12 protein-coding genes and 2 pseudogenes are annotated in these 15,394 nt (G+C 32.4%); 13 read left to right on the top strand and 1 reads right to left on the bottom strand.

Annotated elements, in window-relative coordinates; genetic code table 11:
* A partial coding sequence (locus ABMA45_RS01495) for a hypothetical protein (protein ID WP_348029892.1) occupies positions 1-200 on the bottom strand: 200 nt, incomplete at its 3' end.
* A 192-nt stretch (positions 201-392) separates the two neighbouring features.
* On the opposite strand from ABMA45_RS01495, the pseudogene ABMA45_RS01490 reads away from it, so the two are divergent.
* The 13 genes and pseudogenes from ABMA45_RS01490 to ABMA45_RS01430 all read left to right on the top strand — a co-directional run.
* Positions 393-512: pseudogene (locus tag ABMA45_RS01490) on the top strand (pyridoxamine 5'-phosphate oxidase family protein); the annotation flags it as partial.
* A 4-nt stretch (positions 513-516) separates the two neighbouring features.
* A pseudogene (locus tag ABMA45_RS01485) lies at positions 517-825 on the top strand (hypothetical protein); the annotation flags it as partial.
* Positions 822-1,598, top strand: coding sequence for a protein-ADP-ribose hydrolase (locus ABMA45_RS01480; RefSeq protein WP_022088112.1), 777 nt, complete (start codon positions 822-824; stop codon positions 1,596-1,598). The pseudogene ABMA45_RS01485 and the gene ABMA45_RS01480, both read left to right, overlap by 4 nt.
* Before the next feature lie 178 nt (positions 1,599-1,776).
* Entirely contained in the window at positions 1,777-2,127 is a 351-nt protein-coding gene (locus ABMA45_RS01475) for an arsenate reductase family protein (RefSeq protein ID WP_022088111.1), read from the top strand.
* Between the two features lie 725 nt (positions 2,128-2,852).
* Complete coding sequence (locus ABMA45_RS01470) at positions 2,853-4,103, top strand: ATP-binding protein (RefSeq protein ID WP_022088110.1); 1,251 nt, start codon at positions 2,853-2,855, stop codon at positions 4,101-4,103.
* Between the two features lie 406 nt (positions 4,104-4,509).
* Positions 4,510-4,674 (top strand): hypothetical protein, encoded by a 165-nt coding sequence (locus ABMA45_RS01465; RefSeq protein ID WP_022088109.1) that lies wholly within the window; start codon positions 4,510-4,512, stop codon positions 4,672-4,674.
* 294 nt (positions 4,675-4,968) lie between these two features.
* Positions 4,969-6,243: a substrate-binding domain-containing protein gene (locus ABMA45_RS01460; protein WP_022088108.1), complete on the top strand. Its 1,275-nt coding sequence runs from the start codon at positions 4,969-4,971 to the stop codon at positions 6,241-6,243.
* Between the two features lie 80 nt (positions 6,244-6,323).
* The gene (locus ABMA45_RS01455) at positions 6,324-7,832 is read left to right on the top strand and encodes a sugar ABC transporter ATP-binding protein (RefSeq protein WP_022088107.1); all 1,509 of its coding nucleotides are present in this window, start codon (positions 6,324-6,326) and stop codon (positions 7,830-7,832) included.
* 18 nt (positions 7,833-7,850) lie between these two features.
* A complete protein-coding gene (locus ABMA45_RS01450; RefSeq protein WP_022088106.1) occupies positions 7,851-9,503 on the top strand; it encodes a galactose/methyl galactoside ABC transporter permease MglC in 1,653 nt (550 codons plus the stop codon).
* Positions 9,504-9,818: 315 nt separating this feature from the next.
* The gene (locus ABMA45_RS01445; protein WP_022088105.1) at positions 9,819-11,423 is read left to right on the top strand and encodes a response regulator; all 1,605 of its coding nucleotides are present in this window, start codon (positions 9,819-9,821) and stop codon (positions 11,421-11,423) included.
* Between the two features lie 84 nt (positions 11,424-11,507).
* Entirely contained in the window at positions 11,508-13,397 is a 1,890-nt protein-coding gene (locus ABMA45_RS01440) for a cache domain-containing sensor histidine kinase (RefSeq protein ID WP_117910730.1), read from the top strand.
* Positions 13,384-14,352 carry a substrate-binding domain-containing protein gene (locus ABMA45_RS01435; RefSeq protein ID WP_022088103.1) on the top strand — a complete coding sequence of 323 codons (969 nt, stop codon included), beginning with the start codon at positions 13,384-13,386 and terminating at the stop codon, positions 14,350-14,352. The genes ABMA45_RS01440 and ABMA45_RS01435 overlap by 14 nt, the downstream gene beginning before the upstream one ends.
* The gene (locus ABMA45_RS01430; protein WP_022088102.1) at positions 14,345-15,373 is read left to right on the top strand and encodes a galactose ABC transporter substrate-binding protein; all 1,029 of its coding nucleotides are present in this window, start codon (positions 14,345-14,347) and stop codon (positions 15,371-15,373) included. The genes ABMA45_RS01435 and ABMA45_RS01430 overlap by 8 nt, the downstream gene beginning before the upstream one ends.
* Positions 15,374-15,394: the final 21 nt, after the last annotated feature.

Below are 15,394 nucleotides of genomic sequence, written 5' to 3'. Positions count from 1 at the left end.
GTTTTATCCCAAGCCCATGCGTCAGTAGGACTGGTTCTCAGTTCATTAATCATATCTAAGATTCTTCGGGCTTCTGTCTGGCCATATTTTACAGATATATTGACCGGAATGATTTCTTCTGCATTTACATTTGTAGGAATTATCATAATAAAACTCATACAAAAGCTAAATAGCAGTAATTTTAAAGATGTTTTTTTCATATATTCACCGTTCCTTTCCATAAATAAAATATTGTTGAAGGAAAAAAGACTTTCCTCTGTATAAAATTCATCGTTTCACGTTTGGCTTATATAAATATATTTTATTACAAATTTGTCCGGCTGTATATGATATTTTGCACATTATATAAGCTTTGTAAAAACAATTTATATAATTTAAGGAGGTACTATAAAATGCAGAAAGTAGTAGAATTTTTACAGAAAAACCCGGTTCAGTATTTAGCAACAGTTGGAAGAGATGGAAAGGCAAAATGTCGTCCATTTATGTTTTGTTTCGAGCAGGATGGAAAGCTTTGCTCCTCCGGCATTGCCGCTTTATACCGAACTTTATGATATTGTGAAAAGCAAGGAGTATTTTGTACTGACTATCAATGTGGACCATCAGTTTTATAAAGCAGGGTTTGATGAAAACAGAATATTTGCAACACAGGGAGATTATGGTAAAATACAATGCCAGAGAGGATGTCATCCAAAGACATATGATGCGGAAGAACTGTTTAGAAAGATGGATGAAGCAGTCGTACCGGAAAGTTTCGGAAAGCGCGCAATCGGTATCGGCGGTGATATGGCAAAGGCAATTACAGATATAAGGGGACAGGTATTATGAACCAGAATGAGCGAAGAGAATATTTGATTAAGTATCTATTGAAAGAAGAAATAAGGTTTGGTAGACAGAGTATTCCCGCGGATAAGCAGGGACAGGAGAATTTGTTGCGCTCACTTATGAATGTTAGACCACCAAGACCAATAAGTCATGAATTTTTGGAAATACAGGATGAGTATCTTACTGAAAGAAATATAGAGCGTGGTATCACAGATGTTGCAACTCTTACACCTGTGAAATCCGATTCAAGATTATATATCTGGCAGGGAGATATTACTACTTTGAAATGTGACGCAATCGTAAATGCTTGCAACTCACAGATGCTTGGATGCTTTTCACCTATGCATGCCTGTATTGATAATTTTATTCATACTTATGCAGGAGTAGAGCTTCGTTTGAAAATGTATGAGATTATGGCAAAGCAGGGGCATGAAGAGGAAACTGGAAAAGCAAAGATTACATCAGGATACAACCTTCCGGCAAAATATGTTCTTCACACAGTGGGACCTATTATACAATGGAAAGTTACCCAAGAAGATGAAAATTTGCTTGCAAGTTGTTATAAAGAATGTTTAAAACTTGCTGCTGATACAGGTGTGGAATCAATAGCATTTTGTTGCTTGTCCACAGGAGTCTTTAGATTCCCACAGCAGAGGGCTGCTGAAATTGCTACGGAAACAGTAATGCAATTTTTGAAAAAAGATGACAGAATCAAAAAGGTAATATTTAATGTATTTAAGAACGAAGATTTAGAAATATACAGTCACTTGTTATAGGTATCTGTTGGAATGCCGGTTTATATAGTGCAATTTTTATAAATTATGCAGACATTAATAATAAAATCGGCAAAATAAGCTAGATTACATTGGCAATGAAGGATAGAAAAACATTGAATTCGGCAGTTAAGAAATTTATAGAATATTTAAAAGAAATTAATAAAGGATGGTGAAAAAAATGTTATTTATATGTTATCCAAAATGTTCAACTTGCAAAAAGGCTAAAAAGTGGTTGGACGAACATAATGTGGAATACACAGAGCGTCATATAGTGGAAAACAATCCAACATATGATGAATTAAAAGAATGGTTTAATAAAAGTGGTTTGCCAATTAAAAGATTTTTTAATACCAGCGGATTACTATATAAAGAGATGAAACTTAAAGATAAGTTGCCTACAATGAGTGAAGATAAGCAGTTACAATTATTAGCAACTAATGGCATGCTTGTGAAGCGTCCGCTTATAGTTGGAGAAAATACAGTGTTAACAGGTTTTAAGGAAAGTGAATGGAACGAGGCAATTAAATAGGAATATGTGATTATGTATTATTCTAAAAAATAGAATATACCTTCTAAAAAAAGGAATGCTATATATAAGGATTTTATGTCCTAATAATTGAATTATCTCCTAAAATGCAATGTAATTTAGGAGATGAATAACAAATTAGGAGATGGATTATGAGAAAATTTGATTATTCATCGTTGAAAGAAAAAAATGGGATAGTGAAATAATTTCACTTGTTGCACAGATTCATGAATATAAGGGAAGACAGGAAATATATCTTAAGCAGAAACCGGAAGAGTTAGATAAACTTATTGAAATAGCAAAGCGACAGAGTACAGAGGCATCGAATGCAATTGAAGGAATACGGACTACAAGTACAAGATTAAGGCAGTTATGTGAGGAAAAGACAACTCCGAAAAATCGTGATGAGGAAGAAATTCTTGGATATAGAGATGTCCTGAACACGATTCATGAGAATTATGAGTACATTCCAATAAGAGCAAATTATATTTTGCAGTTACATCGTGATTTATATAAATATACGGAAAAAAATCAGTAGAGTTAGCTTTAAAACAATTAGTAGAAGAAGGGGTTCTTATAAAAAAAGGAAACGGAAGAGCTACATTTTATGTACGCAGTGACTCTGAATAACAATCAAAAACGCACGAAAAATCAAACGTATTTTTTTACGTTTGATTTTTTGTGCGTTTTTACATATAATAAATAAAAATGGAAAGGATACAAGTAGTATGCATGAAACAAAAAAATTAGAATTTAAAGAAACAATTACAAATACATTTTTAAAAACTGTTAGTGCCTTTTCAAATTATGATGGAGGCGAGATTTTTTTCGGGATAGACGATAACGGTAATGTTAAGGGGATGCCTAATGTAAGGCAATCTTGTTTGGACATAGAAAATAAAATTAATGATAGCATTTCGCCTCAACCAGACTATACACTTGAAATACAAAGCGATAATACAATAAAGCTTACGGTAAAAGGTGGAGTACAAAAGCCGTATTTATATAAATCGAAAGCATATAAAAGAAATGATACTGCAACTATAGAAGTAGATACATTAGAGTTTTCAAGACTTATTTTAGAAGGAAAAAATATAAGATTTGAAGAATTGCCGTGCAAAGAGCAAATGTTAACGTTTGAAATTCTAAATCAAAAGCTAAAAGAAAACATTCAAATTAATAATTTTAACAAGGATACATTAAAAACATTGAATCTATATGATGATAATAATGGGTATAATAATGCAGCGGGACTCTTGGCAGATAACAACCATTTTCCGGGAATTGATATTGTTAAGTTCGGTCAAAATATAAGTATTATTCAAAAAAGAGCAACGTTTGATAATATATCTGTTTTAGATGTGTATGATAAGACACTGGATGTATTCAGAGATTATTATAGATATGAAGTAATACAAGGGGCAGAACGAAAAAACATAGAAAAAATTCCGGAAGCAGCTTTTAGAGAAGCAATTGCAAATGCACTAATTCATAGAGTATGGGATGTGGAGTCACAAATCAGAGTATTGATGTTTGATGATAGAATAGAGATTATTTCTCCGGGAGGATTACCATCAGGGATAACGGAAGAAGAATATTTGTCAGGTAAACTTTCTGTTCTAAGAAATAGAAATCTTGCAAATGTATTTTATAGACTTGGATTTGTTGAGATTTTTGGAACCGGAATTACAAGAATAAAGCAATTATATGAAGCTGGACTAAGAAAGCCGGATTTTGAAGTGTCAGAAAATACAATTAAGATTATGCTTCCTGTTTTTGAAGAAAATATGAATTTGACGGAAGATGAAAGAACAGTATATAAAATTTTAAGCAAGACAGTTCTTAAACCGATTAGCGAAATTACTCCGTATGTTTCATTTGGCAAATCAAAGACAATACAGATATTGAAAGATTTGAGTCAAAAGGGAATTGTAACGGTCGAAGGTAAAGGAAGAGGTACGAAATATATAATTAAGTAACAAAAATTATTGTAGTTTTTTGAAATAGAAATAGAGCGTATGAGTGGAAAAGAAATTCAGGAAAAATAAATTTCGATTAAATGCATACTAGCATAGTAATTATGCCGAATTAAATTTGTTCATAAAGTGTTTAGAAAATACCTTCTATATGTTTATTTGTATTTAATAGCAAATACAGTAAGCGGATAGGAGGTATTTTTAATTGTGTAATAAAAGGATATGGCTGCTTAAAAAAATATAAAAATCTTGAAGAAACGGACATAATGCAGAGAAATAATTTTAATAAATGTAATAAAGCATAAGGAATAGGAGCACTAAAATGAGAACAGAACAGGTAACTATTGATTGCCAAGTTTAACAGGCATAAGAGAAGTTTTGCCTGATATAACAAATGGAGATGATGTATATGACTATTGTACCGATGTATAAAATATGTACAAGATGCAAAAGGAGATATGCATGGAATCCTGACATAGGACGAATGAGGTGTCCGTATTGCGGACCAGGAAGTACTTTAGGGGCAGGGGATATTCCATGGGTAAGAAAAATATTTAACAGGAAGAAAAAGTAGATTTTGCTAATTATTATAATTAAGAAAAAATCCTAAAATATAATATATTTATAGTTTCAAGAGGTGCAAATCAGTTATTGATTTGCACCTTTTTGAGTGATATAACATAAAACTCCCATCAATAATAAAAACGATTTTAGTAAAAATATCTATAAAAATCATTAAAAAACAGTAAAATTTTGATAATTTATCTAAAAATATTCTATTTTTTTCAAAGACTATAAAATTTATAATAAATTTAGTCAATGAGACAGGGAAAAAAACAACAATATTAACAAATAGGAGGAATGTTTAATGAGAAAGTCAAAATTATTAACAGTTTTAGTAGCCGCAGTGCTCGGAGTATCAATGGTAGGTTGTGGAACATCTGGCGGAGGCTCAAGCAGCTCAGGTTCAGCAAGTTCAGTGGCAAATAAGGATAAACCATTATGCTGGTTTAACCGTCAGCCATCAAACAGTTCAACAGGTGAACTTGACACAACAGCACTTAATTTCAACAAAGATACATATTATGTAGGATTTGATGCTAACCAGGGTGCAGAACTTCAGGGACAGATGGTACTTGATTACATTAAGAAGAACATCGATACAATTGATAGAAACGGAGATGGAGTAATCGGTTATGTTCTTGCAATCGGAGATATCGGACATAACGATTCAATCGCTCGTACATGTGGTGTTCGTTCAGCACTTGGAACTGCAATTGAAAAAGATGGAAGCGTTGATTCATCACCAGCAGGAACAAATGTTGATGGAACATCAAAGGCTGTAAAGGATGCAACTTTAGAGGTTAACGGAAAGACATACACAATCAGAGAATTAGCATCACAGGAAATGAAGAACTCAGCAGGAGCAACATGGGATGCAGCAACAGCAGGAAATGCAATTGGAACATGGACAGCTTCATTCGGAAAGCAGATTGATGTAGTTGTTTCAAATAACGATGGTATGGGAATGTCAATGTTTAATGCATGGGCTAAAGATAACAAGGTTCCAACATTTGGATACGATGCAAATAGTGATGCAGTAGCAGCTATAGCAGAAGGATACGGCGGAACAATTTCACAGCATGCAGACGTTCAGGCATATCTTACACTTAGAGTTCTTCGTAACGCACTTGATGGTGTAGATATTGATACAGGTATAGGAACACCTGATGATGCAGGTAACTGCCTCACAAAGGATGAAGATTACAGATACAGTGAAGAAGAAAGATCATATTACGCATTAAACGTTGCTGTAACAGCAGATAACTATAAAGACTTTACAGATTCAACAAAGATTTATGACAAAGTTTCAAATCAGCTTGATTCAGGCAAGAGCGCAGAAAAGAAAGTATGGCTTAACATTTACAATGCATCAGATAACTTCCTTAGTTCAACATATCAGCCATTACTTGAAAAATACGATGATCTTCTTAACCTTAAAGTAGATTACATCGGTGGTGACGGACAGACAGAATCAAATATTACTAACCGTTTAGGTAACCCAAGCGAATATGACGCATTTGCAATTAACATGGTTAAAACAGATAATGCAGCTTCGTATACATCAATTCTTTCAAAATAGAATTGTAAGTTTGGATAATTTAATAAGAAGGGTGGCAGATAAAGCCTCCCTTCTTTAAAAAAGAAAGAGGAAGTGTAGATATGGTGGAAGATAAGAATGAATACATCTTGTCGATTAATGGCATGAGTAAATCATTCGGCCGAAATAAGGTTCTGAAACATATTAATTTAAATGTTAAACCGGGATCAATAATGGGCCTTATGGGTGAAAATGGAGCAGGCAAATCGACAATGATGAAGTGTCTCTTCGGAACTTACCAAAAGGACGAAGGAACTATAATATTAGATGGCAGGGAAGTTAATTTTTCCGGACCTAAAGACGCACTTGAAAATGGAGTTGCTATGGTTCATCAGGAACTTAATCAGTGTCTCGAAAGAAGCGTTGTTGACAACCTGTTTTTAGGCAGATATCCTAAGAACTCATTAGGCGTGGTTGACGAAGGTAGAATGAAAAAAGAAGCTTCCGATTTATTTAGAAAATTAGGAATTACAGTTAATATGACACAGCCAATGAAGAAAATGTCTGTATCACAGAGACAGATGTGTGAAATTGCAAAGGCTATATCATATAACTCGAAAGTAATAGTACTTGACGAACCAACATCATCATTAACAGCACCTGAAGTAGAAAAGCTGTTTAAAATGATGAGACAGTTAAAGAGTCAGGGAATTTCATTAATATATATTTCACATAAGATGGATGAAATATTTGAAATATGTGATCAAATTTCAGTTTTACGAGATGGAAGTCTGGTAATGACAAAGGACAGTAAAGATACAAACATGAATGAACTTATATCAGCAATGGTTGGTCGTTCTCTTGATAACAGATTCCCACCTGTAGATAATGAACCGGGAGAAGTAATTTTCTCAGTTGAAAACTTGTCTACTAAGTATGCACCGAAACTTCAAAATATTTCATTTGACATAAGAAAAGGTGAAATATTTGGATTTTATGGATTAGTAGGAGCCGGTCGAACAGAACTCCTTGAAACTATATTTGGTATGAGAACAAGAGCAGCCGGTAATGTAATTTATGATGGAAAGATAATGAATTTTTCATCGCCTAAAGATGCCATGGATCATGGATTTGCTTTGATAACAGAAGAAAGAAAAGCGAATGGTCTTTTCCTTAAGGGTGACATTACATTTAATACAACGATTGCAAATATGAACCATTACAAGAGAGGCATTGCATTGTCAAAGGATGATATGGTTCGTGCAACTGCAGAAGAAATAAAGGTAATGCATACTAAATGTATGGGACCTGATGATATGATTTCAAATCTTTCAGGAGGAAATCAGCAGAAAGCCATATTTGGTAAATGGCTTGAACGTTCACCAAATGTATTTATGATGGATGACCCTACAAGAGGTATTGATGTTGGTGCAAAATACGAAATTTATGAACTGATAATTAACATGGCAAAGCAGGGAAAAACAATAATAGTTGTTTCATCTGAAATGCCTGAGATTTTAGGAATTACAAATCGTATTGGTGTTATGTCTAACGGACATCTTGCAGGAATAGTTAATACAAAAGAAACAAATCAGGAAGAATTATTAAGACTTAGTGCTAAATATTTGTAGAAGAGAGGAGTATTTGATATGGCAGAAAAAGGCGTTATTCTTTCAGCTGAGGAAGAAGAAAAACTTCTTAAGCCGATAGATGAATATGTAGGTAAAATACAAAGTCAGATTGACGAATTACGCGCAGATGGTTCTGATAAAGTCAGAAGTTTAAAGAATCATATTGCTATCGTAAAAGAAAATAAAAATTTAACTAAAGAAGAAAAAGCAAAAATTATTGAAAGTGATAAGAAGGCTTTAGAACAGGCAAAAGCAGTTGAAAATTCAAATAAAGATAAGGTATCAAAACTTATTGCCCAGGCTGAAGATTATCTTTCAAAGAATTACAACAGCCAATATTACAATAGAGTAGTAGCTAGTTGTGAAAGCGAAAAAATTGATGAAAAAAACAAGTATGAAAAGACTTGCGCTGAATTGAAGACAGAACATGAAAATGCTTTAAGCAAATTGTCTGATTCAGATGAAATTAAAGATGAAAAATATGTATATAAAAATAAATTGTATGATTCAAAAATGACTCACGAGTCAAAGTGTCAGGAAATTAAAGATAGAAAACATGATGCATTTATGCATAAGTATCATTTAATTGATTTATTGCGTACATCAAAATATACATTTGCTCAGAAAACAGAGCAGCGAATTGAAAATTATAAATATACTTTCAACTTGTCACAGTTCCTATATAAAAATGGTTTGTATATTGTTATCATTTTGATATTTATTGGGTTATGCGCAATTACTCCGGTTGTTAAAAATACTCAACTCCTTACATACACAAATATACTTAACATTTTACAGCAGGCATCACCTAGAATGTTCCTTGCCCTCGGTGTTGCAGGCTTAATCCTTTTGACAGGAACTGACCTCTCGGTTGGTCGTATGGTTGGTATGGGTATGGTTGCATCAACAATCATAATGCATAACGGCATAAACACAGGTGGCGTATTTGGACATATATTTGATTTTTCAAATATGGCTCCGAGCGCAAGAGCAATTTTAGCTTTAGTTGTTTGTATAATCCTTACAACATGTTTTGCAATGATAGCCGGATTCTTTATGGCTAAGTTCAAAATGCATCCGTTCATATCAACTATGGCCAACATGCTTATTATATTTGGTCTTGTAACTTACGCAACAAAGGGTGTTTCATTTGGTGCAATCGATGCAGCAATTCCAAATATATTTATTCCTCAGATTGGAGGATTCCCAACAATTATTTTATGGGCAATAGTTGCAATAGCAGTTGTTTGGTTCATTTGGAATAAGACAACTTTTGGAAAGAATTTATTCGCAGTAGGTGGAAACCCGGAAGCAGCAGCAGTTTCAGGTATTTCAGTATTCAAAGTAACAATGGGAGCTTTCATTCTTGCAGGTATCCTTTATGGATTTGGTTCATGGCTTGAATGTAACAGAATGGTTGGTTCAGGTAGTGCAGCTTATGGACAAGGATGGGATATGGATGCTATCGCAGCCTGCGTAGTAGGTGGTGTTTCATTTACAGGTGGTATTGGTAAGATTTCAGGTGTTGTAACAGGTGTTCTTATATTTACATCTCTTACATACTCACTTACAATCCTTGGTATTGATACAAACCTTCAGTTCATTTTCGAAGGTATCATCATTCTTGCAGCAGTTACTCTTGACTGTCTCAAGTATGTACAGAAGAAATAAAATAATGAAAAATATGTCATACGGATTGTTTCTTATAATACAAACTCCCACAATCCTGACATGTTAATAAATATTTTAATCATACGTTCAAAAAGTCGTTCTGATTATCTATAGGATAATGGGAACGGCTTTTGTCGTAACAAAAATGTTGACTTTTATATAAAATATTTTATTAGAATAGATTATTTGTTATAATAAATTGACAAAAGATAAAAGAAAAAAATAAAATTAAAAGAGGTCGATTTTCTATTAAATATATGAAGATTGCCTGAGAAAAATATTGCATTAAATTTAGAGTGAGATAAGGAAAGTATTATGGATAAATATAAAGTTATCCTGGTTGACGATGAGGCAGAAGTTATTGATGTTATTGAACAAAAAATAGCGTGGAATGAGTTAGGCTTTGAAGTTGTCGGAAGTGCAACAAATGGAGTAAAGGCATTAGAACTTGTCGAAAAAACTCAACCGGATGTTGTTATTACAGATATTAAAATGCCATATATGGATGGACTTGAGTTGTCCAAAAGGCTTAATGATGATTATAGAAATATTCACATAATTATATTTACCGGATTTGACGAATTTGAATATGCAAAAGAGGCAGTTCATCTTGAAGTTGAAGAATATATGTTAAAACCGATAAATTCTGACGAATTAACTGAATGTTTAAAGAGAGTAAAAAACTCACTAGATTTGGAAAGAGAAGAAAAATTAAATGTTCAAAAACTTGAAAATTATTTTAATGATGTACTCCCAATTCTTCAGACAAATTTGTTTGTTTCGTTGATTGAAGGAAGAGTTGATGAAGAAGAATATGTAAAATTTGTCGATTCCTATAAAATAGATTTAAAGGGCCCGTTCTATTGTTGTGTGGTTTTCCATACATCTACACATCATGTTCCTGAAAATATGGAACCCTTGCTATTATCAATGTCTGTAGAAAGAGAAATAAAGGAAAGAATTGCGAAAAAATTTAATTGCAAAGAATTTATTTATTTGGGGAATACAGTACTAATTGTTGAATTAAGCTCTAAAGAAAAAATGGTAGAGTTTACGGATATTTGTGATAAATTCTGCAAATGGGTTAACAGAGTTATTGGTGCTGTTGTTACAGCAGGTATAGGAAGAGTATGTGATAACATATTAAACATAAACAATTCTTATGAAGGAGCAAGAGAAGCAGTATCATACAGAGTTTTATATGGAACAAACAGGGCAATTAATATTGAAGAAATTGCACCTAACGAGCAGAACATGACTTTACAGTCAGAAGATTCTAAAATGCATGATTTGTTTAAAGCGATATATTTAGGAGACAACAAATCAATAGAAGATGCGGTTAGTAAAGAAATTGAAAAATTACATAAAAATGCAAATACTGTAAGTCAGTATAATTTAGTGATTATGGAAATGGTAGGGGCATTTTATAGATTTTGTGCCAATAATTTTATAGATTTTAATGACTTTTTAGGAGATATAAATAATCCTTACGAAAGGGTGCCTCAGATGGACGAAAGCACTTTGAAAAACTGGCTTATTAAATGTTCATTAGGAGTAAGTGAAAAATTAAAAAGTGTTCGAAACAGTAAATCCAGAAGTTTGGTTAATGATGCACAAAATATAGTAACAGACAGGTATATGGAACCTGATTTATCACTGGATAAAGTATGCTCTATAATGGGAGTATCAAATTCTTACTTTTCATCTGTATTTAAGAAAGAAGTAGGTAAATCATTTGTTACATATCTTACAGATTACAGAATGGATATCGCAGCCGGATTGATACTTGATACAAATGAAAAAAGCTATAAAATAGCTGAGCAGGTAGGATATTTAGATGCAAATTATTTTAGCTATGTGTTTAAGAAGAAATTCGGAGTATCTCCATCAAAGTACAGAAATGAGAGATTAAATAAATAATATAAAACAACGTGTAGCATGAAACAATCCGTAGTCATCAAAATCGGGGCTTTTGCCCCAAACATCATAATATATACAGGGAATATGGGAAGATTGAATAAAGTTAAAAAAAAAGAAAGCAAAAATGTAAAAATAAAAAGATTTCGAAGCTGGTTTCACCGTGGCGAATTTATTAGATTAGACATTCAATCTATTATCATGGCGGTCTTTACAACGTTAACAATAGTGACAACTATTGTTATGGGAATGCTTATTTATAATAGATTTAAAATTTCAAATAAAGAAACTTTAATATCAAGTACACAGGGAATTATAGACAGTATAGTAGATAAAATGGACTCTGACTTATTAAATATAAGACAGATTTCAAATGCTGCAAATTACAATATAGTTCAGCAATATGATGTTTCGAGTCAGGAGTTTAACAGACAGTTTAGTTTATTGTATGAAATTAATTCAGATAAGATTCAAAGTATGGCACTATATGACAATTCCGGAAATCTGATAGCATCAGAGCCTATAGCATCTGAAAAAGATAATGTTGATGTTAAAAGTCAGAGTTGGTTTAGTATGGCTAAAAGTGAAATTGAAAATATTCATTTTTCTATTCCTCATATACAGAATCTGTTTGAAGATGGTGCTTATAAATATTATCGGGTTGTGTCGCTGAGCCGTTCGGTGGATGTAAATGATGGGGAAAAGCCGGTAAGTGGAGTACTACTGGTGGATATGAAATATTCAATCATTGAAGAAACTTTAGATAGAATCAATAAAGATTCAAATGGAATTTATTATTATTTATGCGATTCAGATGGACAAATTATCTATCATCCTAGAATAACTGAGATAGACAGGGGTATTTTTAAGGAAAATAATAATAAAATGGCAAAATGTGAAGAAGGAATACATGAATTAGAGTTTAATGGACATAAAAATAATTATATAATAAGCAGTATTTCATACACAGGATGGAAGGTAGTAGGTGTAATTCCGGACAAGGTACAGACAGTGAGTATAAAGCAATTCAGGTATTATATAATTACGACTGTAATTATTTTAGTGATGATGCTTCTTGAGGTAAACAGAATTATATCAAGAAAAATATCAAGACCAATACTTAACCTGAATGAATCTGTTAAGGCGTATGAAGCAGGTGGAAAAAATGATATTTATATAGGTGGTTCATCGGAAATAAGACATTTAGGATATTCAGTGCGAAAATCATATGAACAGATAGAAGAGTTAATGCAGGAAATAATCAGGCAGCAGACTGAACTAAGAAAAAGCGAAATGGATGCATTGCAAAGTCAGATTAATCCGCATTTCTTATACAATACGCTCGAATCAATTACATGGATGGTTGAGGCAAATAAAAATAAAGAAGCTGTGTTTATGATATCAGAACTTGCTAAGTTATTGCGTATAAGTTTGTCTAAAGGAAGAACAATCATAAAAATATCTGATGAAATACAACACAGCAGAAGCTATATGAATATACAGATGGCAAGATATAAAGAACGATTTAAAATCAGATTTGAAATAGATGATGAAATTAATGACTATTGTATTGTGAAACTTGTTATTCAGCCATTGTTAGAGAATGCTATATATTATGGTGTAGGAAATATGGATATAGATGATGACGGTGAAATAATTGTCAGAGGTAAAAAGATAGATAATGAAATCTTTATAACCGTTGAAGATAATGGAATGGGAATGAGAGAAGAAGAGGTTGAAAATATTCTTAAGGATAATAATAAAACACCTAAACATGGTTCAGGAGTTGGTGTCATAAACGTTCATTCAAGAATTAAGCTAATGTTTGGCAATGAATATGGATTAAGTGTAGAAAGTGAAGCTGACGAAGGAACAAAGGTTACAATTCATATACCTGCAATTCCATATAATGAAAGTAATCTCACAAATTTAGAAAAACAAAATGTAGAAAGGAAGGTTGAAAATGAAAAAAAATAAAATAGCCTTTCTTATTGCAGAAATATTACTTTGTGTTATGGCAATATTTTTTATTACTAAAATATTTGACCAGAATACTCCTGAAAAAAAAGTGGCAGTAATTATACCAAATTCAGGAGATAAAAATTGGGAGGCACTTATTAAAGGACTAAAAGATTCAGCTAAGGCAAATGAAATACATTTAATAATATGTAACACAGATGATATTGAGGAAGTAGAAGATGAAATCGAATTAATAAATGAGCAGAAGCAAAATAATATAGATGGGTTTATTATTTGCCCTGCACCAGGAAGCGATACGAGAACACAATTAAAAAATGTATGCGGCAAAATACCATTCATGTTAATTACAGAAGATGTTTTTATGAGTGGGAATGGTGGTGAATCAGGCTATCCGGTAATAAAACCTAATCACTACAATATCGGATATGAGATAGGAAAAAGACTGATAGCAGATTCAGGCGAAAAAGAAAATAAGAAAGCAGGCATTGTTTTTGCCCAGTATGCGAAAGAAGAAACCATTGACAAATATAAAGGATTTTGTGATGCCATAGAAGGGACTAACATAGATATAGGTTGGACATATAATGGTAAAACGGAGCAGGATATTTGTGATGTTGTAAATGGCAAGGATAAAGTAGATTATTTAGTTATTATGGATAATTATTCTTTAGATGACTTAGGCGAAAAAAGTGATAATGGAATATATAACGGAGCGCAGATATATGGTATTGGAAATAGTATGAAATCATTAAATTTGCTTCAGCATGGCAATGTAAAATGTCTTATTATTCCTGATGGATATGAGATTGGATACAATAGTGTAAAAGAAATAAGTAAGAAAATTAATAATTCATTTTACACCATGAAAGGCTATGATGTTGATTCAAAAGAACTTTATCAAAATGATTTATTTTCTAATGAAATAGAAAGGTTTTTGTATTCTTATGAATAAAAGAATTGTTAGTTTAATAATGGCATTTGTATTGATTTACAATTTTACAGGATGTCAGAAAAAAGAAAAAAATTTTAATGAAACACTTAGGGTAGGTGTTGTAACATACACGCAGGATGATCCATTCATAAATGCAATGACACAGGAACTTAAAGATAATCTAAAGTCAATGGAAAATGATAATTTTAGAATAATAGTGTCTGAAAAAAATGGAGATGATAGTCAGCGTGATCAGGATGAAGTTGTTGAGGAAATGATTGATGCAGGTTGCGATATAATGTGTGTTAATTTAGTTGACAGAACAGCTCCGGGTAAAATTATTAAACTGGCAAGACAGAATAATATTCCAATTATTTTCTTTAACAGAGAACCGGTAAAAGAGGATTTGATGCAATGGAACAAATTATATTATGTTGGGTGTGATGCAGAACAGTCAGGAGTAATGCAGGGACAGATTGCAGCAGATTATATAAAAGCGAATAAAAATGTAGATAAAAATAATGATGGAAAAATACAATATGTTTTGCTAGAGGGTGAGGCCGGGCATCAGGATGCAATAAGCAGAACAGACTGTTCAGTAAAAACAATTATTAATAATGGAATTAATTTAGAAAAACTTAGTTACCAATTTGCTGATTGGAACAGAGGACAGGCAGAAAATAGAACGACACAGCTAATAGATCAGTATGGCAACAATATAGAAATGATTATTTCAAATAATGATGAGATGGCGATTGGTGCAGTGGAAGCTTATAAAAAATCAGGTTATGGCGAGGATGAATGGCCTATTATATGTGGAATAGATGGACTTAATGATGCATTAATTGCAGTAAAAGAAGGTCAAATGCAGGGGACTGTGTACAACGATAAGGAAGACCAGTCTATGGAAATAGCAAAATTAGTTGTGGATATTTTTAAAGGAAATGATTTGAAAAAACACAACTTGGATAGTGGGAAATATTATGTATCCCAATATAAAAAAGTTGATATTAATAATGTAGATGATTTTATAAGTAGATAATAAATATGGAGAAAAACGGAA

Source organism: Eubacterium sp. CAG:156 (genome assembly GCF_000434315.1).
Classification (GTDB): domain Bacteria; phylum Bacillota; class Clostridia; order Lachnospirales; family Lachnospiraceae; genus Eubacterium_U; species Eubacterium_U album.
This window is presented reverse-complemented; position numbering and strand designations above follow the sequence as displayed.